Genomic DNA, 21,426 nt, shown 5'->3' with positions numbered 1-21,426 from the left:
CGGACACTTGCAGGCAGCAGCGGAGAGCCTTTCAGCCGTTCGTCGCGCGTGCCATCTGGGGTACGAGGCGCGTGAGAGCCTGCTCCACGACGTCAGGGCTCAGCGGCTTCAGGATCACATCGTTCATGCCGGACGCGTAGCAGGCTTCCCGGTCACGGTCGAAGGCCTGGGCAAGCACACCGATGATCGGGGTTGCCTCCGGACCATCGCCGGCCACGTCGCGGATACGGCGTGCCGCCTCGAAGCCGTTGATACCAGGCAGCGTCACATCCATCAGGATCACCGCCGGGTTGAGTTCGGCCCACAGTCGCACGACCTCCTCTCCGTCGTCGCAAACATGGTAGGCATAACCTAGCCCTTCGAGGATCTGCGAGAAGACGATCTGGTTGATCTCGTTGTCCTCGGCCACCAGTACCAGAGAGGATTTTGCCGGGGTGGCGATGGCGGGCTGTTCTAGGACCTCCGGGAACCCCGTGTCCTTTTCGGTGCTGATCTCCCAGTCGTCGACCGGCTCCGGCCTGGCCCTCAGCGCTGCCAGACGTTCCAGGACGATGAAAGCGAGTTCGGCGGCAACGTCGGTCTCGGCCAGGCTGGCATAATCGACTTCCGCCGACTGAAGGATCTCCAGGCATCGCGGGTCGGCATTGACATCGACGATGGCAAGATCGATGGCCACGCCAACCGACCGGGCAGCCGAAAGAAAGGCGTCGAGCTCTTCTTCGCCGCGCACACAGCAGCTGTCCAGGCCGAGGAGTTCGAGAATGTCGAGAGCGTTCGCCTCGAAGCGTCGATCGTCGGAGACGATGAGCGCCTTTCGCCCGGCCAGGCTGCGGTCGGCGCGAACGAGCCGTGCGGGGGAAGCAGACGAGGACTGTTCGGGCGCGGGCGTGGCGGCGACCGGGACAACCCCGGTTGCCCCAACCTCCCCGAGGCTTGCGACCACGAAGTAGCGGCCCGGTTTGCCGACTCGCTGGACATGCACGAGGATCGGCCGCGGCGGATCGCCGTAAAGCCGCATGGACTGGGTGATGGAGGCGGTCAGCCCGCTCTCCATGACGTCACGCGAGACCGCCTGAAGATTTGCGGCGAGTTCGGCATCGAAGATGCGGCCGAGATCGACACCCAGCGCATTGTCGGCGCCGATCGACAGCGCCGAACAGAAGACCTTGTTGACAGCCACGAGTTGCAGGTTCCGGTCCTGGACGAAAACCGGGTGCGCGAGATTGTCGAGAATTTCCTCGGTCAGTTGCACCCGCTCGACATCGGCACGCCACTGCTCCTCGCGGCGCTTCTGTTCGCTGATGTCCGTCATGATGCAGAAGCCGTAGCCGGACGGAAGACGGCGCTTGGAATAGCGTATCCAACGTTTGCCGTCTTCTGTCGCCTGGATCTCGTGGCGCTCCTTCCAGTGGGCGGCAATCTGGCGGGTCAGCCATTCCTCACGGCTGAGAGCCGCCATCTCGGATTCGCCGGCACGCAGACCCAGATCATAGGCTGCGCCGAGCAGGTGGCGCAGGCGATTTCCGCGTTGGAAATGTTGGGGTGGCAGGGGCAGAAAGGTTGAGACAGAGCGGCTGGCAAAGATCAGCGCATCGTTGCGGTCATAGATCAGAAAGGCGGCCTGAAAAGCATCGGACACCGCATCCATCAGCGCAAGATCGAGCGAGGCCTCGGGCGATGGCGCATCCGGACCCTGGTGTCCCTTTCTGTCGCCGGGGGCCGGTGGATACTCGCTCACACTGCTGCCTCTGAGACCATTGCCGCGGATGCGACAAGCCTGAATTCCTGCTGAAGATAGGCGATGAACATGCCGGTCGTGTTCGATGGGCGAGGAACCCTGCAAAGGACATACCGGCTGTGTCCTTCTTCCTCTGGCCCGCAGACCTGCTCTAGCATCGCAGATCATTGGTCAAACTAGAATCATTCCGTTAAAACCGGCTTAATGATGGGGGCAGTCACAGCAGAGGGCGATTTGGCCTTTCCCGCCGACCGCGAATCCGGGAAAATGGCGGCATGATCATCAAGCAGCTCTCCGAAACCCTGATCAACCAGATTGCCGCCGGCGAGGTCATCGAACGTCCCGCCAGCGCTGCCAAGGAACTGATCGAAAATGCGATCGACGCGGGTGCCACCCGGATCGAGGTGGCGACCGCCGGCGGCGGCAAGACGCTGCTGCGCGTCATCGACAACGGCTGCGGCATGGGACCGGACGACCTTGCGCTCGCCATTCGCCGGCATTGCACGTCGAAGCTCAGCGACACGCTGTTCGACATCCGCTCGCTCGGCTTCCGAGGCGAGGCGCTTCCTTCGATAGGCTCCGTGGCCAAGCTGACGATCACCAGTCGGCCGCATGGCGCCGGCAGCGGCGCGGAGATATCGGTCACCGGCGGCAAAGTCGGCGAGGTGCGCCCTGCTGCTGCCAATCCAGGCACGACCGTGGAGGTGCGCGACCTGTTCTTCGCCACACCCGCACGTCTAAAATTTATGAAAACGGAAAAGGCAGAGGCCGGTGCCATTACCGAGATCGTCAAGCGCATGGCGATCGCCTTTCCGGCCATCCGCTTTGTGCTTTCGGGCACGGACCGGTCGCTCCTCGAGTTCCCGGCCACCGGGGACGACCATCTGGCGCGCATCGCGCAAGTGCTGGGTGCGGATTTTCGCGACAATGCGATCGAACTCGATGCCGAGCGCGAGGATGTGCAGCTCACCGGCTTTGCCGGCGTGCCGACCTTCAACAGAGGCAATTCCGCCCACCAATACGCCTTCGTCAACGGGCGCCCGGTGCAGGACAAGCAGATCCTCTCGGCCATCCGCGGCGCCTATGCGGAAACCATCCCGCAGGGGCGATATCCGGTCGCCGTTCTTTCGCTGACACTTGATCCGGCACTGGTCGACGTCAATGTGCATCCGGCTAAATCGGACGTGCGCTTCCGCGATCCGGGCCTGGTGCGCGGACTGATCGTGGGCGCCATCCGCCAGTCCCTGCAGCGGGAGGGTGATCGGGCATCGACGACGGGGGCCGGCGGCATGCTGCGGGCGTTTCGTCCCGGATTTTCGCCGCAAGCGTCGCAGGGCTGGTCGGCGGCGGCATCGCCAAGCAGGCCTTTGCAGATTGCCCCTTCGGGTTTCGACGGCGGTTTCGGTTCGGTGGCGACTGATTCGGCTTTTGCACCGGCCCGAAACGGTTTGTCCGAGGCGGCGCAGGTTGCTTTCGACAGCCTCTCCGTTCCGACCGCGCGCAGCGAGCCGGTCCAGCCCCCCTCACCCGCCCAGGTCGAGACGATCGCCAGCTATCCGCTCGGCGCCGCCCGCGCACAGGTGCATGCCAATTACATCGTGGCGCAGACTTCGGACGGGCTCGTGATCGTCGACCAGCATGCCGCGCATGAACGGCTTGTCTTCGAACAGATGCGCAAGGCCCTGACCGGGCGCCGGCTTCCCTCGCAGGGGCTGCTGATCCCCGAAATCGTCGATCTGCCGGAAGAGGATTGCGACCGGCTGATGACCCATGCCGAGGGTCTGGAGCAGCTGGGTCTTGCCATCGAGCGTTTCGGCCCTGGTGCCATTGCGGTCCGGGAGACCCCCGCAATGCTGGGGGAGATGGATACGGCCGGCCTGGTGCGCGATCTTGCCGACGAGATCGCGGAATGGGACACGGCCGACCGGCTGAATGCCAAGCTGGAGCATGTCGCAGCGACCATGGCATGCCACGGATCGGTGCGATCCGGACGACAGCTCAGGGTCGAGGAGATGAATGCCCTGCTGCGGCAAATGGAACAGACACCTGGCTCGGGCCAGTGCAATCACGGGCGACCGACCTATGTCGAGCTCAAGCTCTCGGATATAGAGCGCCTGTTCGGCCGCAGTTGAGTTCCGGGCGAAACGAAAATGCCCTTTAAATGAGGGGGAGGCCGCTGTATTGCAGTTTCGTGACACGCGGCGCAGGAGAAGAGTGATGAACCGTTTTGAAGGCAGCGGCAACCGCGAGGCCAAGCTCCGCTATCTCGATGCCGATTTCCAGATCCTGACACCCGGCACCTTCGTGACCTGCGCCATCAGCGGCAGGCCCGTACTGATCGACGAGTTGCGCTATTGGAGCGTCGCCCGCCAGGAGGCCTATGCCGACGCTGCGGCATCGCTTGAAGCCGAAAAGCGTGCAGGCGCCCTGCCCACTCAAAACCGCTAGGCTTCTATAGACGCAACAAGCCTGCGACGGCGGCAATTGGCAATGGCCGCCTCGATAATCCGGTCGGGCGCCTTCGGGTCGTCGAAGACCATGTCGACATCCACCACATGCGAAAGCTGCGACAGCTCGGCACTCCGGCCATGGCCACCGGCGAGGCGGACGTGATCCTTGGCGGTCGTGACGAGTTGCAGGTCCTGTCTGGTAGCACGCTCGAGCAGGTCGGATATTTCGTCGTCGGCCAGATGATGGTGGTCGGGAAATCCTTGACGGTCGACAATGACGGCACCCATTCCTTCCAGGGTGCGATAGAACTTCGCCGGATCGGCAATGCCTGCATAGGCCAGCACAGACTTCCCCTTCAAGGCGTGCTCTTGCGCCGGCAAAACTTCAGCGACCATGACGGGCTTGCCGCTGCGGGCCGCCTGGCGGACCAGCTTGTCGGCGGCGTCGCCCTTGCCGACCTTCAGGATGGCGTCGAGATGGCTCATCTGTACGCCGATCGGTGCGCGCACCGGGCCTGACGGAACGGTGCGACCGTTGCCGATGCCACGCATGCTGTCGATGACGATCAGTGCATAATCGACCTTCAGACGGGCACTCTGGAACCCGTCATCCATGATGACGAGGTCCACGCCTTCGGCAACCAGCCGGTCGGCGCCAGCAATGCGGCGACGGGAAATGACGGTCAACGCTTCCCGAGCGAGCAGCAGAGGTTCATCGCCAACAGCGGTCGAGCGATGGTGATGCGGGTCGACGACGGTCGTGACATCGAGCGAGCCGCCATAGCCGCGGCTGAGGAAACCGGGTTTGAGACCCTTGGCTTTGGCCGCTCTCGCGATCGCGATGGCCGTTGGGGTCTTGCCGGCGCCGCCCACGGTGAAATTGCCGACACAGATGACTGGCACAGGCAGCGCGTGGCGGCGGCGGTGGCGCATCAGAGCGGCCGCAATCCGGCCATAGACGAAGGAGACCGGAGCCAGGCTCCGCGCCTGCCATCCGATCGACGTCCACCAGAAGGGCGGTGCTTCCGAAACCATCCTCATCCCTGCCTTGGCAGTGGGCATCCATCCATGCCCTCTTGCGCGCAACAAGAACCATTGCGGCAGGAAATGGTCAAGCGCCTGCAATCCAAAAGGGTTTCTGCGTATCAGCCGAGCACGGCCTCAAGTGCCGTGATGTCGGCGAGCACGGCATCGGCATGCGCAGTCAGCGTCTCGCGCGAGCCAGTGCCAGAGAGGACACCAACCTTCAGACCGGCTCCGGCATTGATGCCCATGTGCAGGTCATGATTGTTGTCTCCGACGACGGCGACCTGGACCGGGGCAAGGCCAGTTGCGGCACAAAAGCCGAGCACCATACCCGCATGGGGCTTGCTGCCATGACCGCTGTCGTATCCCGCGATGAAATCGAGATAGGGCAGGATGCCGAACCGTTCGGCGGCGATGCGGATCGATCGCTCATTGTCGCTCGACGCGATGCCCAGCCTCAGGCCCCGCCCGTGCAGGCGGGCAAAGAGCGGCTCAAGCTCGGTGATCGGAACGGAGAGGAGCGCTGCCTCGGCGAAACAATCATCAATGCCAGGCACGAGGGTCTCGAGCGGTACGACGGCGCCGGCTGCGATCATACCCTCGGCGATCTCGCGGGTATTGCCGGAGGCAAACAGACTGTCCGGTACGATGGCACCGGTGACAGGATCCATGCCGCAGGCCTCAAGCAGCCGGTCGGCAAGCCCCTGATCGCCCCCAGCCGCGATGAGAGCGACCTTGCGGTTCACCGGCCCCCAGCTCGCATCGAAATCGAGAAGCGTGCCGTCCTTGTCGAACAGGATGCCGGCGATCTTGGCTTTGTCGTTCATCGTGTCCCCCGAGGCTATTTTCAGCTCTGGCTCGCGCCGCGCGGCTCCAGCTTTGCCTTGACCGAAAGCGGGCTGATATAGGGCTCGAGCCCCTTCAAAGTCGCCGTCAACGCGCCCCGCATTTCCTGCACGCTTTCGTGACCGGCATCGATCATCTTCAGCCGTGCCACGTCGTTGTTGAGCAGGAAATGCACGGCCTTTGCGAGCATTTCGGCATCGCGCACAATGCGGGCCGAGCCCTTGCGAACGAGGCGCTGATAGCTCTCCCGGAAATTGCTGACATGCGGACCGGACAGGATGGCACAGCCGAGCAAGGCCGGCTCCAGCGGATTCTGGCCGCCGTCGCCTGAGAGAGAACGGCCGACGAAGGCAATCTCGGTCAGACGGAGATAGAGGCCCATTTCGCCGATGGTATCCCCGAGAAAAACGTCGGTCTCCGCCGTGATGGCGTCGCCGCGCGTGCGCCGGGCAACCGTGAGACCCTTCTCGACCAGCATCGCCTCGATCTCGTCGCTGCGCTCTGGATGACGTGGTACGAGCACGGTCAGGAGGCCGGTATGGGCCTTCAGCGCCCTCTGCACCATGGCGGCGATCTTCTCCTCGCCCTCGAAGGTGGAGATGGCGGCCCAGGTCTTTCGGCCTGCGATCTGGCGCCGGTACAGATCCACGACGGTCTCGTCGCCGGGAGGCGCATCGCTGTCGACCTTGATGTTACCGGACACAATCACCGGCCAGGCGCCAAGATCCCTGAAACGTTCGGCATCGACGTCCGACTGGGCAATCACCAGCGCGAGTTTGCCGAACAGGGCTTCGGCGACCGACTTGTAGCGCTGCCAGCGATCGAAGGAGCGATCGGACATGCGTGCGTTAACCAGGATCTGCGGAATATGGCGCCGGTGCAATTCCGAGAGCGTGGTGGGCCAGATTTCCGATTCGACGCCAATCACAGCATCCGGCTGCCAGTAGTCCAGGAAACGCCGGACGGCGGGGCGGAAGTCGAGCGGCACATATTGATGGATGACGATGTCGCCTACCCGGCTCTCGGCGACAGCGGCGGAGGTGACCGTCCCGGTGGTCAGCAAGACATGGATGTCGCGGCGACGCAGTTCCCGCATCAGCGGAATGACGGCGGTGGTTTCGCCGACACTTGCGGCGTGGATCCAGACAAGCGGACCGAAGGGTCGTTCCAGGCTCGCATGGCCGAGACGTTCGCCACGGCGGCTGCGGTCTTCCTTACCCTTGGCCGCGCGATAGGCGAGGAAAGGCGCGGTCAGCGGATAAACGGCCGCCCCCAACCACCCGTAGGACTTTACCGCAAACGATGCCAGGGCCTCGCTCAGCGTCATCGGATCAACCTGCTCATCTTGATCGACAATACCATTTGGCCCTTTCCGGAGGCGGGCAACGCAATATCAGAGAGATGCAAGAAGACTGAGTTCAAAACGTGACCCTTGCGGATCCTGCGGAGCGGCGGCTGGGAAGACCGCCCGACGTCCGCTTACTTTTCCGTCGGATTGAGCAGCCGGTGCATGTGAACGATGAAATACCGCATATGTGCATTGTCGACGGTCGCCTGCGCCTTGCCTTTCCAGGCCACGAGAGCGCTCGCGTAATCGGGGAAAATGCCGACGATGTCCAGGGCGTCGAGATCGCGGAACTGGACGTCTTCCAGGTTCGACAGTTCGCCGCCAAAAACCAGGTGGAGGAGCTGCTTGTTCTGGCTGGAATCCGTCATGTTTACCGTCTTTTTCCGTTGGTCGTCTGTCGCACATTCATCTGCGCGATTTCGCCGGAAAGGTCAACTCCGGGGAAGTTGGGTAAGGTTCTTCAGCAAACCGGGAAGAATATCCACAGAGGCCGCACAAAGCACCGGATGGGTAACGTCGGCACGGTTGTAGACAAGCCTCCGCCCCTCCAGATCGGTCAAGGCGCCGCCTGCGCGCGACAGGATGAGATCGGCGGCGGCCAGATCCCAGTCATGCGATCTCGGTTTGACCAGCGTACCGTCGATGCGGCCATCGGCCACAAGGGCCAGACGGTAGGCCAGCGACGGAATGTGATCGACACGTTCGACGCGCGGACGCAGGTTCCGGTCGATGCCGGCCACCATGTCCTGAGCAGAGGCGATCCTCAGGCGGCCATCCGGACCCGGTGTGGAAACGGCAATTTCGACGCCGTTCAGATGGGCCTTGCCGGCAGCGGTCGCGGTAAACTCCTCGTCAAGCGCCGGTGCAACGAGCACACCTGCGACAGGGACACCCTTATGGACCACGGCGACGCTGACGCACCAGGTCTTCTTGCCGGCGAGAAACGCCCTTGTCCCGTCGATGGGGTCGACGACAAACACCGTGTCACGGGCGAGCCGGTCCGGATCGTCATCCGTCTCTTCCGAGAGCCAACCATAGGCGGGCCGCGCCTGCCGCAAGATCCCCTCGAGAACACGATTTGCCGCATAATCGGCGGCACTGACCGGGGACATGCCCTCGTTCTTCCACCAGACTTCTGGAGACTGGCCGAAATGGGAAAGCGCCACCTGCCCGGCCTCCCGGGCTGCCTCGCTGATCAGCCGGAGATCGGCGTCCCAGTCCGCGGTCCGATCCTCTCCAGACGGTGTGCGGGAGACGCTGCCCTCAGAGGCCGGCAAGGGTCATGCCTTCGATGGCGAGTGTCGGCGCGGCGACACCGAACTTGCGGTCGATGTCGTCGGCGACCGTGATCCGCATGAACATGTCCTTGAGGTTGGACGCGATCGTGATCTCGGAAACCGGGTAGGTCAGCTCGCCGTTCTCGATCCAGAAGCCGCTCGCACCCCGGCTGTATTCGCCGGTGATCATGTCGACGCCCTGACCGATCATGTCGGTGACATAGAGGCCCGTGCCGACATTGCGGATCAGCTCCGCCGGGGAGATGTCGCCCGGCTCCAGCGCGAGGTTGGTCGAGGAGGGCGACACGGCGGTCCCGCCGCGCACGCCACGACCATTGGTCTTGAGGCCCAGCTCGCGGGCAGCCGAGGACGACAGGAACCAATGCTTGAGCACGCCGTCCTCGATCATGGTGAGCGGCTCACCGAGAATGCCTTCACCGTCAAAGGGACGCGACGAGGAGCCGCGCACCTTCAGCGGATCGTCTGTGATGTTGAGACCGGCCTTCAAGACCTGCTGGCCCATTTTGTCGCGCAGGAAGGATGTCTTGCGAGCGACGGAGGCACCGTTGATGGCCCCGGCAATGGTGCCGACGAACCCACGCGCGACGCGAGGGTCGAAGACGACGGTGAGGTTGGAGGCGGTCGGCACCTGGCGCGGGTTCAGGCGGCGGATGGCGCGTTCGGCGGCACGGCGGCCGATCTCTTCCGGGCTGTCGAGCTCGGCGAAATAGAGGCGGCTGTCGAAATCGTGGTCGCGCTCCATCTTCGTGCCCTCCCCGGCAATGACGCCGACGGAGCGGGAAAAGCGCGAGCCTGCATAGCTGCCGGAGAAGCCGTGCGAGGTGACGAGCACCAGGCCGCCCATGCCGGCGGAGGCGCCAGCGCCGAGCGAGTTGCTGACGCCGCTGACGGAGCGCGCTGCCTCTTCCATGGCAAGCGCGCTTTCGCGCAGACTGTCGCTGGAGACCTCGGTCGGATCATAAAGTTCGAGATCGGCGATGGTGCGGGCGAGATCGCTCTCGTCCGCGAGACCGGCAAAGGGATCTTCCGGCGAGACCCTGGCCATGGCCACGGCCCGCTCTGCCAAGGCGGTCAGGTCGAAGCCGGGATTGGCCGAGACGCTGGCGACCTGCCGCCCGATGAAAACCCGCAGCGAAAAATCGTCGCTTTCGGAGGCCTCGGTGGCCTCGACCTTGCCGAGACGGACGCTGACGCCCTTGGAGCGCGAGCGGACAACCACGGCATCCGCCTTCTCGGCGCCGGCTTTCAACGCCAATTGTACCAGTTGTTCTGCGCGGTCGAGGAGATTGGCGGAATCGATTTCATGGGGCATGGCTTGGCCTTTCCTTCCCGCTCCATTTATTGTGCCTTAGAAAGGGCATCAAGTGCGGTTCGGGCTTTTCCCGTTCACGAGCCCGACATAGTCCCTATACCATTCTGTCCGCCTGCGGACCCATGAGGAGTTTGACACTTGGCCAGCGCCACCGAAGCCCTGTTCGCCCAACCCCTGCTCCTGCTCGGAGGCGCAGTGATTGCCGCCCCGATTTTCCGTAAGCTCGGGCTCGGAACCGTTCTTGGTTATCTTGCCGCCGGCGTGGTCATCGGGCCAGTCCTGCACCTGATCGGCGGCTCGGGCGAGATCCTGGCGGTGGCCGAGCTCGGTGTCGTTCTGCTGCTCTTCATCATCGGGCTCGAGCTGAAGCCAACCCGGCTCTGGCATATGCGACGCGATATCTTCGGGCTTGGAACCAGTCAGGTGGTGCTGACCGGCCTCGTGCTGAGCGGGATCGTCATGGCGTCGGGCCTGCTCGACTGGCGGGGTGCACTGGTCGCGGGCTTCGGTCTTGCCCTTTCCTCTACCGCCTTTGCGCTGCAGCTCCTCGAAGACTATGGCGACATGAACAGTCGCTACGGCCAACGTTCCTTCTCGATCCTCCTTTTTCAAGACCTCGCCATCGTGCCGCTGTTGGCCATGGTCAGCGTCCTGGGGACGCCAAGCGGCGAGGTCCAGCAATCACCCTGGCTGGAGGTCGCCGGTGCCATCGGGGCGGTCGTCGCCATGATCATGGCCGGGCGCTACCTCCTGACGCCTCTCTTCCAGATCATCGCACGGACCGGCGCGCGCGAAGTCATGATCGCGGCCGCGCTTTTTGTCGTTCTGGGGTCGGCCTTCGTCATGCAGCTCGCCGGGTTGTCCATGGCCATGGGCGCATTCCTCGCCGGTGTCATGTTGGCGGAATCGTCTTACCGACACGAACTCGAGGCCGATATCGAGCCGTTCCGCGGCCTGCTGCTCGCGCTGTTCTTCATTGCCGTCGGTCTCTCGATGGAGCTGCAGGTGATTCTCGACAACCTGCTCCTGATCGTCATCGCCGTGCCGGTGCTGATGGCGATCAAGGCGGTGTCGCTCTACGTGATCTGCCGGATAGCGGGATCTCCGCACCGCGACGCCCTTCGGATAGGCCTGCTCCTGCCACAGGGCGGCGAATTCGGCTTCGTGCTCTTCACGACGGCGGCTGCGGCTGGCGTGCTCAGCAACGCACAGTCTTCCCTCCTGATCTCGATCGTCACGCTCTCCATGGCGCTGACCCCGCTTTCGGCGCTGCTCGGACAGCGTCTGCTGGCACGGGACAAGACCGAACACGAAGAACTGGAGGAGGATTTCGAGGGTGCGGGATCCGACGTGCTGATGATCGGCTTCTCGCGCTTCGGCCAGATCGTCGCGCAGATCCTTTTGGCCAGCGGACGCGACGTGACGATCATCGATGACAGTGCCGACCGCGTCCGGCAGGCGGCGGCCTTCGGTTTTCGCATCTATTTCGGCGACGGCACACGGCTCGACGTGTTGCGGGCAGCCGGGATCGAACGGGCGAAGATCGTTGCCGTGTGTACGCACAAGAAAGAGACTACCAACAAGATCGTGGAACTGATCCAGTCGGAATGCCCCGATATGCGGATCTACGCCCGCTCCTACGATCGCGTGCACAGCATCGAACTGCGCGGCCGCGATGTCGAATACGAGCTGCGCGAAACCCTCGAATCGGGCCTGCTATTCGGTCGCCGGACATTGGAGGGGCTCGGCGTCTCCGAGGACGACGCCTATAAGATCGGCGAGGACATTCGTCGCCGTGACGAGGAACGGCTGAAACTTCAGGCGCAGGAGGGTATCCTTGCAGGTCGCGACCTCATGCACAACCGACCGGTCAAGCCGGAGCCGCTGGTCAAGCCCAAACGTCAGGTACAAAGCGTCGACGCTGACGATACGGTGGCGGCGGAGTAGAAACTCAACGACGGATAAAATCCTCGATCCGCTCCGAGAGGTCCCGCTTCAGCGGTTCCTTCAGGCGGTCTGCGGCCTCGAGGATCTGCCGGGCCTTGAAGAAATCGAGGACACGGAAGCCATTGACATCAGGTCGGAGGTAGATGTCCGGCTGGCAGAGCTTCATCTTCAACGCCACATGCGACTGCATCATCAGTTGCGAGGCGCCGAAGAGGCTGTCGATGCGGTTCGGAACGAGCGAGCCGTCGCCTTCCGGGGCGCCGATCACATCGATCGCGACCAATAGCTCAGTCTCGCCGGCGAGGTGGTCATAAGGCACAGGATTGAAGATGCCGCCATCGATCATCAAGCGACCATTGATCACGACGGGTGCGAACAGCGCCGGGATCGCGGCGGAGGCCGCCAGAGCCTCGTAGAGATCACCCTGCGCGCACATCAATTCGCTCTGGCCATAGTAATCCGTGGCGACCACTTTCAGCGGAAGACCGAGGGCATCGAAGGTCTCGGGGATGTCGGGGGGCAGGAAGGTGCGCAGGATGCGGCGAAGGTTGAACTGGCCGAGCCGAAATCCGCCGAGCGCACGGATGCTGGCCGGCCGCAGCCCCCAGAACATGTTCAGGACACGCGCCCGGTTGTCGGCGAGATCGAGCACATATTCACGAATATCGCGCCCGCTCATGCCGGCCGCGTAGCCGGCACCGATGATCGCCCCCATCGAGGAGCCGGCGATCAGCGAGGGGCGGATGCCCAGTTCATCGAAGACCTCGAGCACCGATATATGGGAGAACCCCCGTGCGCCACCGGCCCCGAGCGCCAGGCCGATGGACGGAACGACCTTCTGGCCGGTGGACGGGATGGGGGTTTCGGCGATCTGATCCATGAGGCGGGCCTGCTCTCTAGAGAGTGTCAGACCGGCCTATAGGAAAAGAAGTACATTTTCGTGTCACCGAAGGTGCGCTGTTCGATGAAGTTGAAAACCGGGTCGACGGCAATTTCAACATCTGCGCGTTCTTCCAGGATCGCGAGCGCGCCCGGCGCCAGCCAGCCACCCAGATGGGCTGCGGCAAGCGCCTTTTCGCCGAGCCCCTTGCCATAGGGCGGATCGGCGAACACGATGTCGAAGGCCTCGATATTGTTCGAGGGGCCGAGATCGGTCGCGTCGCGTCTCAGAATACGGGCGCGGCCGTGCAGTCCCAGGGCCTCGATGTTTTCCCAAAGAAGACCGCGACCCTCGACACTGTTTTCGACGAAGAGGGCGGACTTGCAGCCGCGCGACAAGGCCTCGATGCCGACGGCGCCGGTGCCGGCGAAGAGATCGAGGATGCGGGTGCCATCAAGCACGCCCGGATGGGCGTGCGAGAGAATGTTGAACAGGCTTTCGCGCGTCCGGTCGACGGTCGGCCGGATGTCATTGGATTTGGGCGTGGCCAGGTTACGGCCGCGAAATTCTCCGCCAACGATGCGCATGAGGCCTTACCTCTTGCCCTTGGGCGCGCCGCGACCGGCACCGCCGGGCTTGCCACCGGGACCGCCGGAGCGCGGGCCGCCTGCCGGGCGACCGCCCGGCTTGCCGCCAAAGCTCTTGCCCGCCGGTTTGCCACCTGGCTTGCCGAAGGATTTTCCGGCTGGCTTGTCGCCATAGGCGCGGCCTGCCGGCTTGTCACCGAAGGCCTTCGGACCACGGGGCTTGTCGCCAAACGGGCGTGCGCCGCGCGGGCGATCTTCGCCCGAACGCTCGGCGCGGGCCGGGCGGTCGCCAAAGTCACGACGCGGTCCACGATCCTCGCCATCGCGACGCGGGGGACGATCCCCGAAGTCTCGACGCGGACCGCGGTCTGCACCTTCGCGACGCGGGCCGCGGTCGTCGCCATCGCGGCGAGGCGCGCGAGCACCAAAGCCTGAACCGCCACGCTTGTCGTCACGGCCACCATCGCGGAAGCCGGCCTTCTTGTCCGGTCCGTCGGCGCGGATCCATTCGCCCTCGTCGTCATGGGCGCGGCTGACCACGACGCGAGGTCCTGCACGGTCGTCAAAACGATCCACGGGACGTTCCGGCCGGTTATCCGGCTTGCGACGGGCAGCGGCAGCCGCTGCCTTTTCACCGAGCGGCCGGGCGCCGGGCGCCATCCAGACATTCGCCGTGCGGCTCTTGGCGGCCGCCGGTGCACGCTTCGGCTTGTCGTCGAACTTGTTGTCGGCGAATTTCTTGTCGCCAAACTTCTTATCGCCGAATTTCTTGTCGCCGAACTTTTTGCCGCTGTCGCTGCGGCTCGTGTCGAGACGCTCAAGCGCGCGCTCGCGGCGGTCGTTCTTGTCCAGCTTGTCCGGGCGGCGGCCTGCGGGACGTTCTTCACGACCCCAATCCGCCTTTGCCGCACGGGCAGGCTTTCTGGCGGCCGTGTCTTCGTCATCTTCGACTTCCACACCGCCATGGCTGTAGACAGGGGCGTCGAAATTGGCCTTGGATTCCTCGATCAGACGCGGTCCGAGCTGGTCGCGCAGCATGCGGCCGCGCACTTCCTGGACCTGGCCCTCGGGCAAATCGCCGAGCTGGAACGGACCGTAGGAGATGCGGATCAGGCGGTTGACCTCGAGGCCGAGCGCGCCAAGCACGTTCTTGATCTCGCGGTTCTTGCCTTCGCGCAGACCCATCGTGATCCAGACATTGTGGCCCTGCTTGCGGTCGAGCGTCGCGTCGATCGCGCCATAGAGCACGCCGTCGACGGCGATGCCTTCCTTCAGCGCGTCGAGGGCAGGCTGATCAACCTCGCCATAGGCGCGCACGCGGTAGCGGCGCAGCCAGCCGGTGGTCGGCAGTTCGAGCACGCGGGCGAGACCACCGTCATTGGTAAGCAGCAGCAGGCCCTCGGTGTTGATGTCGAGGCGGCCGATGGACATGACGCGTGGCAGGTCTTCCGGCAGGTTCTCGAACACCGTCGGGCGGCCTTCCGGATCGGAATTGGTCGTCACCAGACCGGCCGGCTTGTGGTAGAGCCAGAGGCGTGTGCGTTCGATGCCGCGGATCGGCTGGCCGTCGACCTCGATCTTGTCGGCAAGCGTGGCGTTGACGACGGGCGTGTCGAGCAGCTTGCCGTTGAGGACGACGCGGCCTTCCATGATCATGCGCTCGATGTCACGACGCGAGGCGACACCTGCGCGGGCGAGAAGCTTGGAAATACGCTCGGGCTTCATCGTCTCGTCAGATGCCGGGGCTTCCGCGCGCGGTGCGCGGGCGGGCTTTGCCGCCGGCTTGTCTGCGAAGGTGCCAGCCGATTTCGTGGCGGGCTTTCTGGTTTGCGGCTTGCCGCTGCGGTCGGAGGACTTCGCCCCCGGACGCCTGGACTTGTCTTTGAATGTCATTTGCTGTTTGCCTGTGGTTTGGGCTGTCGTATCAGGTCACGCGGCTCTGGTTAAGTGGAAAGTTCAGGCATGGCGCAGACAAACGGCTTCATGGACGCCGCCTTCGCGGAGGCACTGGCCGCCGGCGAACGCGGCGAAGTGCCGATCGGCGCCGTCGTTGTGCGTGACGGTCAGATCATCGGACGGGGCGGCAACGAGACGCGCGCCGCAAACGACGTGACGGCGCATGCGGAAATTTTGGCGATCCGGCGGGCAGCCGCCGCTGTCGGCGATGAGCGCCTGATCGAAGCGGATCTCTATGTGACGCTCGAGCCCTGCACCATGTGCGCCGCGGCGATATCCTTTGCCCGCATCCGCCGGCTTTATTACGCCGCACGCGACATCAAGGGTGGCGCAGTGGAAAGCGGTGTCCGCTTCTATGCGCAACCGACCTGCCACCACGCACCGGAGGTCTATTCCGGCATTCGGGAGACGGAGGCCAGCGCGATGCTGCGAGGCTTCTTTGAGGCGAGGAGAGAGGCATGATCCTCATCGTCCCCCTTCTCTCACTCATCGCGATGACCCTGATCGCGGCCTGGGGTCACCGAAATATTGCCCCGGAAAGACCCTATTTGCCGATGCAGTGGTCGACAAAAGGGGTAGTCACACGGCAGGCGCCGCGGATCGTGGCAGTTTCGGCGATCCCCGCCGCCATCGCTGTCGCCATGGCTCTCGTGGCCTATGTCTCGCGCAACAATCCCGGCGACCGGAACATGGCGCTGATCTGGATTTCGATCATCGGTCCGGCAATCGAGGCCTTCTATCTCGCTTTGCTCGCGCGGGTGATCGACACCGACGAATGATCGCCCGCAAGCGCTCGTCTCACGGGCTGGCGGCAAAGGCCTTCAGCGTCTCGCCGCTCAGGCGGTAACGGATCCATTCGTTTTGCGGTTCGGCCCCGATCGCGTCATAAACGCGGATCGCCGGTTCGTTCCAGTCGAGCACGCTCCATTCGAAGCGGCCGCATCCTTTATCGACGGCGACTTTGGCAAGGTGCTTCAAGAGAAGCTTACCGGCGCCGGAGCCGCGAAATTCCGGGGAGACATAGAGATCCTCGAGGTAAAGACCGTTCTTCGCCTGCCAAGTGGAATAGCTGTAGAACCAGACGGCAAAGCCGGCCGGTTTGCCGTTCGCCTCGAGGATAACGGCTTCCGTGACGGAGCCCTGACCAAAGATCGACGCACGGATCGTCTCTTCCGTCGCCTCCACCTCGTGGCCAGCCTTTTCATAAACGGCGAGTTCGGTGATGAAGCCAAGGATCGTTGCGGCATCGTCTGGAGTGGCCGGCCGAATGGTGAAAGACATCAAAGACCTCAAAGAAAAAAGGCAGGTCGTTTCCGCCCTGCCCTGATCGAATTCAAAAAAGAGCCACTTACTGGAAGGGCATCCACCACGAGCTGTTCTGCTGCGCGGCCTTGGCCATCTTCTTGCGGCGCTTTTCCTTCTTGGCTTCCGGCTCGCCAAGATCGGTGAGGGTCGCTTCGTCCGCCTGGCGATACACCGACGGCGGATCGGACAAGAGGCGGCGCTGGTCGAGATAGGCACCCTTCTGCAGCTTGCGGGCCTCGCGGAAGGCCTGCCACTTCTGGGTTTCCGTCATCGTGCCCGAGGTGCCGTAGCCGGCGAGCAGAGGCGACCGGTAACGCGGGTTGTCGGCATTAGCGTCGGCTTCCGCGACAAGGCGTTCACGCGCTTCTTCCGGGGATTCGACCCAATTCGGATTGTTTTCGCGGTTGGCGACCGAAGGCTGCGGAGGCACGAGGGCCGCCGTCTGGGTACCGCCCGGCGGCAGGACCAGATCGGGACGGGGATTGTATTTGGTGCCCTTGTTGGCCGCTTCGCGCGGCGCGATCGACACAGCCGAGCCGACGTCGTCTACCAACTGCTCCATCGCGGTCTTGTCGGTCCCGTAAGTCGGGCTACCCACGCAGCCTGAAAGACCTGCGGTGACCCCGAAAAGACCAACCAGACCGAGGCCAACTCTGAACAGATATGCCGAATTCATGAATGCCTACCAGCCTCGCCGCAGTTCATCTGTGCCGCCGAATACTATCTCTCCCACCGCTGCCGGGGGATTTCGGCCAATTTCAGGCAGTTTTACCGGATGACCCACGAAAGCGCAAATCATCCGGTAATATTTCCTCAGTTCAGCGCCGCAAGCTCGCGCAGCGCCTGGGCGTCGCGGGCCGAGACGTCCGGATAATCCGGATCGGAGCCGACATCCTTGGTGATCTTCCAGGAGCGGGCGCATTTCGTGCCTTCGGCGAGCTTCGGTTCGACGGCGACCTTGGTGCCATCGTCGAGACGGAAGGCTTCCGTCGGGCCTTCGCCTGCCTCCACCTGGATATCCGAGGTGATGCAGATCTCGGCGAAGTCGAGACCGTCCAGCGCCTTCAACAGCTCGGCATCGGCAACGTGGACGACCGGGGCAGCTTCCAGCGAAGAACCGATGCGCTTTTCCTTGCGCTCGATTTCGAGCGCGCCGGTGACGGCGCGGCGGACGGTACGGACCTTCTTCCACTTCTCGGCGACCGCCTCGTTCGACCAGTCGGCCGGGATCACCGGGAACTGCTCGAGATGCACCGACTCGGCCTTCGGATCGCGCGACAGCCAGGCCTCTTCCGTGGTGAAGGGCATCATCGGCGCGAACCACAGGACCAGGCAATCGAAGAGCTTGCGGATGACGAAGAGAGCCGAACGACGCTTCAGGCTGGACGGGGCGTCGCAGTAGAGCGTGTCCTTGCGGATGTCGAAGTAGAAGGCCGAGAGTTCGACATTGGCGAAGTCGCTGAGGGCGCGGACGATGCGCTTGAAGTCGAATTCGTCATAGGACTTGCGGACCAGCTGGTCGAGTTCGGCCAGACGGTGCAGCATGAGCTTTTCGAGCTCCGGCAGGTCGGCATAGGCGATCTCCTCGCCCTTGTCATGGGCGAGCGTGCCGAGCATCCAGCGGATCGTGTTGCGGATCTTGCGGTAAGCGTCGATGTTGGTCTGGATGATCGTCTTGCCAAGGCGCTGGTCTTCGGCATAGTCGGTCGACATGACCCAGAGGCGCAGGATATCGGCGCCGGATTCCTTCATGACGTCCTGCGGTGTCACCGTGTTGCCGAGCGACTTCGACATCTTGCGACCGTCTTCCGCCATCGTGAAACCGTGAGTGATGACGGCGTTGTAGGGCGCGCGGCCGCGGGTGGCGCAGCTTTCCAAGAGCGAGGAATGGAACCAGCCGCGATGCTGGTCCGAGCCTTCCAGATAGACGTCAGCTGGCCATTTCAGGTCGGGGCGGTCTTCCAGGGTGAAGGTGTGGGTCGAGCCTGAATCGAACCAGACGTCGAGGATGTCGGTCACCATCTGCCACTTCTCGCCGTCGTGCTCGCCGGCGAGGAAGCGTTCCTTGGCGCCTTCGGCGAACCAGGCGTCTGCCCCTTCCTTCTCGAAGGCCTCGAGGATGCGGGCGTTGACCTTCTCGTCCTTCAGCACATTGCCTTCGGCATCGGCGAAGACGCAGATCGGCACGCCCCAGGCGCGCTGACGCGACAGCACCCAGTCCGGGCGCTGCTCGATCATCGCACGCAGGCGGTTCTGGCCGCCGGCTGGGACAAAGCGGGTCTGGTCGATGGCCGAGAGCGCGCGCGTGCGCAGCGTCGTGCCGTCGGAGAGGTCCTTGTCCATATACACGAACCATTGCGGCGTGTTGCGGAAGATCACCGGCTTCTTGGAGCGCCAGGAATGCGGGTAATCATGCTTGATGCGGCCGCGGGCAAACAGGTTGTTCGCCGCGATCAGCGCCTCGATCACGCGCTTGTTGGCATCGCCCTTCTTGCCGTTGTCATCGATGACACGCGCCGCACCGCCTTCCGCTGACGGGCCGAAGCCCGGGGCTTCTTCGGTGTAAAAACCGGCGTCGTCGACGGTGAAGGGGATCTTTGTCGAAATGCCGCGGGCTTCCAGCTCGCGCGACTGCGCCATCCAGGCGTCAAAGTCCTCACGACCATGGCCGGGGGCGGTGTGGACGAAGCCGGTACCGGCATCGTCGGTGACATGGTCGCCATCGAGCATGGGGACGTCGAAGGTGTAACCGAGGTCGGCCAGCGGATGGGCGCAGGTGATGGCGGCGAGTTCGGCAGCGGTCACGTCGCGGATGAGCTTGAAGGTCACCTTGGCTTTGGTGGCTGCATCTTCGGCGAGGCGCTTGGCGAAGATCAGCTTTTCGCCGGGCTGCGGACCGAAATCGTTCGTGGCCTCGGTGATTTCGTAGAGACCGTATTCGATCTTCGACGAATAGGAGATCGCGCGGTTGCCCGGGATGGTCCAGGGGGTGGTGGTCCAGATGACGACGGAGGCCCCAAGAAGATCAGACTTCCCGGAATCTCTTTCGACCTCGACCATAAGAACCGGGAACTTCACCCAGATCGTATCGCTTTCGACCTCGGCATATTCCACCTCGGCCTCAGCAAGCGCCGTGCGCTCGACGACCGACCACATGATCGGCTTGGAGCCGCGATAGAGCTGGCCGGACATGGCGATCTTGAGGAGTTCGCCGGCGATGCGGGCTTCCGAATGGAAGGCCATGGTGGTGTAGGGATTGTCGAAGTCGCCCTCGATGCCGAGGCGGCGGAATTCTTCGGCCTGGATGTTGATCCAGCCTTGCGCGAACTCACGGCATTCCTTGCGGAATTCGTTGACCGGGACCTCGTTCTTGTCCTTGCCCTTTTCGCGATACTTTTCCTCGATCTTCCACTCGATCGGCAGGCCGTGGCAGTCCCAGCCGGGCACATAGTTGGAGTCGAAGCCGCGCATCTGGAAGGAGCGGGTGATGACGTCCTTCAGCACCTTGTTCAGCGCATGGCCGATATGGATGTTGCCGTTGGCATAGGGCGGGCCGTCATGCAGGACGAATTTCTCGCGGCCGGCAGCGGAGGCGCGCAGGCGCTTGTAGAGACCCATCTCTTTCCACTTCGCCGCCATTTCCGGCTCCTTCTGGGGAAGGCCGGCGCGCATCGGGAATTCTGTCTCGGGCAGATAGAGGGTCTTGGAATAATCGATCTTTTCAGGGGTATCGGTCATGGATCAGCCATCGGATAGGGCGACGTAAACGGTCGCGGAATTATGTCATGGATTGGCGGCAAGCGGGCGTGGGGCTTCTGACCCAACGCCAAAAACCCGGACCCTCCCGCAGCTCTTCAAGCCACCGGGAGGGCCGGGCCAATAATTCGAATGATCCGGGCCGCCGAAAGATACGTCATGTCGCCGCGTTCTTTAGGGGTTTTTCGCGCCGAAAGGAAGGGGCAAGATGGGCGAGATGGACAGGCTCCGAAGACAGGCCTAAACTCATGTCATCAGCGCAGATCCTCAGTGATATCGTGACGGAACGGAAGTGGCATGGCGCAGAAAGCCCATATCCAGTTCGACCTTGATCCAAAGCTGGCTCAGGATTTCGCGGCCGCGGTTACATCCGCCCAGACCTCCGAAAGCGACGTTCTGCGGGAGATGATCCAGGACTATGTCGAGCGCCAGAAGGTCGACAACGACTATCGCCAGTTTCTGGAAGCCAAGGTGGCGCGTGGCCGGGACGAAGTGGTGGCCGGAAAGGTCGTGGCGGTTGACGATGCCGAACGGATATTCGCCGAGCGAAGGGAACTGGTTCTCAAGGCGAGCCGCTCATGATCGTTCGATGGACGCGTCAAGCCATTCGTGACCGCGCTTCCATCTTCGACGGCCAGCTCGCCATCCTCGCGATCGTCCATACCTCAATGCAATGGCCACCGGCGGACGGCGATTGACGCAACCGGCGACTTTTACTCGCTGCTCTCCGCCTCGACGACCGCACGCAGGGCGTCGTTGATGCGGTCCTGCCAGCCGGGACCGTCCTTCTGGAAGTGTTCGAGGACGGCGCTGTCGAGCTTGATCGAGACCAGTTCCTTCACCTGCGGCGGCGCGCGGCGCTCGACCACTGGGGCTGCGGGCTTCTTCGCGGGCTTGAACAGAGCCTCGGCGGCATCCTTCGGATTGGCGGGTCTGCGCGGCGTCGTGGCCATCGGCTGCCTTTCGGGCTGTCTCGA

The 21,426-nt window shown here is 63.5% G+C and carries 20 protein-coding genes; 6 read left to right on the top strand and 14 right to left on the bottom strand.

Translation table 11 applies throughout. From position 1 onward, the window contains the following. Positions 1-31: 31 nt before the first annotated feature. Positions 32-1,738, bottom strand: a complete 1,707-nt coding sequence (locus tag ACT53S_RS04155) for a response regulator (protein WP_476066018.1) — start codon at positions 1,736-1,738, stop codon at positions 32-34. 275 nt (positions 1,739-2,013) lie between these two features. Here ACT53S_RS04155 and mutL point away from each other — a divergent pair, with 275 nt between their 5' ends. Both mutL and ACT53S_RS04145 read left to right on the top strand, forming a co-directional pair. Continuing rightward, the gene (mutL, locus tag ACT53S_RS04150) at positions 2,014-3,870 is read left to right on the top strand and encodes a DNA mismatch repair endonuclease MutL (RefSeq protein ID WP_476066017.1); all 1,857 of its coding nucleotides are present in this window, start codon (positions 2,014-2,016) and stop codon (positions 3,868-3,870) included. Positions 3,871-3,955: 85 nt separating this feature from the next. Then, the gene (locus ACT53S_RS04145; RefSeq protein WP_113376031.1) at positions 3,956-4,186 is read left to right on the top strand and encodes a DUF2093 domain-containing protein; all 231 of its coding nucleotides are present in this window, start codon (positions 3,956-3,958) and stop codon (positions 4,184-4,186) included. Here the strand turns inward: ACT53S_RS04145 and lpxK are convergent. The 6 genes from lpxK to ACT53S_RS04115 form a co-directional block, all read right to left on the bottom strand. After that, complete coding sequence (gene lpxK / locus ACT53S_RS04140; RefSeq protein WP_142070499.1) at positions 4,183-5,223, bottom strand: tetraacyldisaccharide 4'-kinase; 1,041 nt, start codon at positions 5,221-5,223, stop codon at positions 4,183-4,185. The genes ACT53S_RS04145 and lpxK overlap by 4 nt on opposite strands. A gap of 110 nt (positions 5,224-5,333) precedes the next feature. After that, positions 5,334-6,041, bottom strand: coding sequence for an HAD family hydrolase (locus ACT53S_RS04135; RefSeq protein WP_142070501.1), 708 nt, complete (start codon positions 6,039-6,041; stop codon positions 5,334-5,336). A gap of 20 nt (positions 6,042-6,061) precedes the next feature. Then, complete coding sequence (gene waaA, locus ACT53S_RS04130) at positions 6,062-7,387, bottom strand: lipid IV(A) 3-deoxy-D-manno-octulosonic acid transferase (protein ID WP_476066016.1); 1,326 nt, start codon at positions 7,385-7,387, stop codon at positions 6,062-6,064. A 152-nt stretch (positions 7,388-7,539) separates the two neighbouring features. Further along, positions 7,540-7,776, bottom strand: a complete 237-nt coding sequence (locus tag ACT53S_RS04125; RefSeq protein ID WP_113376027.1) for a DUF4170 domain-containing protein — start codon at positions 7,774-7,776, stop codon at positions 7,540-7,542. Between the two features lie 63 nt (positions 7,777-7,839). Then, entirely contained in the window at positions 7,840-8,685 is an 846-nt protein-coding gene (locus ACT53S_RS04120) for a 3'(2'),5'-bisphosphate nucleotidase CysQ (protein WP_476066015.1), read from the bottom strand. Beyond that, positions 8,672-10,018: a TldD/PmbA family protein gene (locus ACT53S_RS04115; protein WP_476066014.1), complete on the bottom strand. Its 1,347-nt coding sequence runs from the start codon at positions 10,016-10,018 to the stop codon at positions 8,672-8,674. Before ACT53S_RS04115 ends, ACT53S_RS04120 begins: the two co-directional genes overlap by 14 nt. Positions 10,019-10,156: 138 nt before the next feature. On the opposite strand from ACT53S_RS04115, the gene ACT53S_RS04110 reads away from it, so the two are divergent. Then, positions 10,157-11,965 carry a monovalent cation:proton antiporter-2 (CPA2) family protein gene (locus ACT53S_RS04110; protein WP_476066013.1) on the top strand — a complete coding sequence of 603 codons (1,809 nt, stop codon included), beginning with the start codon at positions 10,157-10,159 and terminating at the stop codon, positions 11,963-11,965. A 4-nt stretch (positions 11,966-11,969) separates the two neighbouring features. Here ACT53S_RS04110 and ACT53S_RS04105 read toward each other — a convergent pair whose 3' ends face one another. The 3 genes from ACT53S_RS04105 to ACT53S_RS04095 are packed head-to-tail and all read right to left on the bottom strand — an operon-like array spanning position 11,970 to position 15,325. Further along, positions 11,970-12,845 carry a patatin-like phospholipase family protein gene (locus ACT53S_RS04105; protein ID WP_476066012.1) on the bottom strand — a complete coding sequence of 292 codons (876 nt, stop codon included), beginning with the start codon at positions 12,843-12,845 and terminating at the stop codon, positions 11,970-11,972. A gap of 26 nt (positions 12,846-12,871) precedes the next feature. After that, entirely contained in the window at positions 12,872-13,432 is a 561-nt protein-coding gene (gene rsmD / locus ACT53S_RS04100; protein WP_113376022.1) for a 16S rRNA (guanine(966)-N(2))-methyltransferase RsmD, read from the bottom strand. 6 nt (positions 13,433-13,438) lie between these two features. Then, positions 13,439-15,325 (bottom strand): pseudouridine synthase, encoded by a 1,887-nt coding sequence (locus ACT53S_RS04095; protein WP_476066011.1) that lies wholly within the window; start codon positions 15,323-15,325, stop codon positions 13,439-13,441. Between the two features lie 69 nt (positions 15,326-15,394). On the opposite strand from ACT53S_RS04095, the gene ACT53S_RS04090 reads away from it, so the two are divergent. Together ACT53S_RS04090 and ACT53S_RS04085 are read left to right on the top strand one after the other, a co-directional pair. Further along, positions 15,395-15,850 (top strand): nucleoside deaminase, encoded by a 456-nt coding sequence (locus tag ACT53S_RS04090; RefSeq protein WP_113376020.1) that lies wholly within the window; start codon positions 15,395-15,397, stop codon positions 15,848-15,850. After that, positions 15,847-16,167, top strand: coding sequence for a hypothetical protein (locus ACT53S_RS04085; protein ID WP_476066010.1), 321 nt, complete (start codon positions 15,847-15,849; stop codon positions 16,165-16,167). Before ACT53S_RS04090 ends, ACT53S_RS04085 begins: the two co-directional genes overlap by 4 nt. A gap of 19 nt (positions 16,168-16,186) precedes the next feature. Here ACT53S_RS04085 and ACT53S_RS04080 read toward each other — a convergent pair whose 3' ends face one another. From ACT53S_RS04080 to ileS, 3 genes are all read right to left on the bottom strand, one after another. Further along, positions 16,187-16,669, bottom strand: a complete 483-nt coding sequence (locus ACT53S_RS04080) for an N-acetyltransferase family protein (protein ID WP_476066009.1) — start codon at positions 16,667-16,669, stop codon at positions 16,187-16,189. Between the two features lie 67 nt (positions 16,670-16,736). Then, positions 16,737-17,369 carry a hypothetical protein gene (locus ACT53S_RS04075; protein ID WP_113376017.1) on the bottom strand — a complete coding sequence of 211 codons (633 nt, stop codon included), beginning with the start codon at positions 17,367-17,369 and terminating at the stop codon, positions 16,737-16,739. A gap of 137 nt (positions 17,370-17,506) precedes the next feature. Beyond that, positions 17,507-20,431: an isoleucine--tRNA ligase gene (gene ileS, locus ACT53S_RS04070; protein WP_476066008.1), complete on the bottom strand. Its 2,925-nt coding sequence runs from the start codon at positions 20,429-20,431 to the stop codon at positions 17,507-17,509. Positions 20,432-20,746: 315 nt separating this feature from the next. On the opposite strand from ileS, the gene ACT53S_RS04065 reads away from it, so the two are divergent. Next, positions 20,747-21,031, top strand: a complete 285-nt coding sequence (locus ACT53S_RS04065) for a hypothetical protein (RefSeq protein WP_476066007.1) — start codon at positions 20,747-20,749, stop codon at positions 21,029-21,031. A gap of 131 nt (positions 21,032-21,162) precedes the next feature. Here the strand turns inward: ACT53S_RS04065 and ACT53S_RS04060 are convergent, their stop codons facing one another. Continuing rightward, positions 21,163-21,402: a BrnA antitoxin family protein gene (locus ACT53S_RS04060; protein WP_476066006.1), complete on the bottom strand. Its 240-nt coding sequence runs from the start codon at positions 21,400-21,402 to the stop codon at positions 21,163-21,165. Positions 21,403-21,426 lie beyond the last annotated feature (24 nt).

The sequence above is a fragment of the Allorhizobium sp. DMC15 genome (assembly GCF_056314065.1).
The sequence above is the reverse complement of the archived record's forward strand: the minus strand, read 5'-3'. Positions and strand labels throughout refer to the sequence as shown.

Coding starts and splice junctions, on each gene's coding strand:
- ACT53S_RS04065 (WP_476066007.1), top strand. CDS start 20,747: ATGGCGCAGAAAGCCCATATCCAGTTCGACCTTGATCCAAAGCTGGCT.
- lpxK (WP_142070499.1), bottom strand. CDS start 5,223: ATGGTTTCGGAAGCACCGCCCTTCTGGTGGACGTCGATCGGATGGCAG.
- waaA (WP_476066016.1), bottom strand. CDS start 7,387: ATGACGCTGAGCGAGGCCCTGGCATCGTTTGCGGTAAAGTCCTACGGG.
- ACT53S_RS04095 (WP_476066011.1), bottom strand. CDS start 15,325: ATGACATTCAAAGACAAGTCCAGGCGTCCGGGGGCGAAGTCCTCCGAC.
- ACT53S_RS04060 (WP_476066006.1), bottom strand. CDS start 21,402: ATGGCCACGACGCCGCGCAGACCCGCCAATCCGAAGGATGCCGCCGAG.
- ileS (WP_476066008.1), bottom strand. CDS start 20,431: ATGACCGATACCCCTGAAAAGATCGATTATTCCAAGACCCTCTATCTG.
- rsmD (WP_113376022.1), bottom strand. CDS start 13,432: ATGCGCATCGTTGGCGGAGAATTTCGCGGCCGTAACCTGGCCACGCCC.
- ACT53S_RS04125 (WP_113376027.1), bottom strand. CDS start 7,776: ATGACGGATTCCAGCCAGAACAAGCAGCTCCTCCACCTGGTTTTTGGC.
- ACT53S_RS04075 (WP_113376017.1), bottom strand. CDS start 17,369: ATGAATTCGGCATATCTGTTCAGAGTTGGCCTCGGTCTGGTTGGTCTT.
- ACT53S_RS04115 (WP_476066014.1), bottom strand. CDS start 10,018: ATGCCCCATGAAATCGATTCCGCCAATCTCCTCGACCGCGCAGAACAA.
- ACT53S_RS04135 (WP_142070501.1), bottom strand. CDS start 6,041: ATGAACGACAAAGCCAAGATCGCCGGCATCCTGTTCGACAAGGACGGC.
- mutL (WP_476066017.1), top strand. CDS start 2,014: ATGATCATCAAGCAGCTCTCCGAAACCCTGATCAACCAGATTGCCGCC.
- ACT53S_RS04105 (WP_476066012.1), bottom strand. CDS start 12,845: ATGGATCAGATCGCCGAAACCCCCATCCCGTCCACCGGCCAGAAGGTC.
- ACT53S_RS04085 (WP_476066010.1), top strand. CDS start 15,847: ATGATCCTCATCGTCCCCCTTCTCTCACTCATCGCGATGACCCTGATC.
- ACT53S_RS04080 (WP_476066009.1), bottom strand. CDS start 16,669: ATGTCTTTCACCATTCGGCCGGCCACTCCAGACGATGCCGCAACGATC.
- ACT53S_RS04145 (WP_113376031.1), top strand. CDS start 3,956: ATGAACCGTTTTGAAGGCAGCGGCAACCGCGAGGCCAAGCTCCGCTAT.
- ACT53S_RS04090 (WP_113376020.1), top strand. CDS start 15,395: ATGGCGCAGACAAACGGCTTCATGGACGCCGCCTTCGCGGAGGCACTG.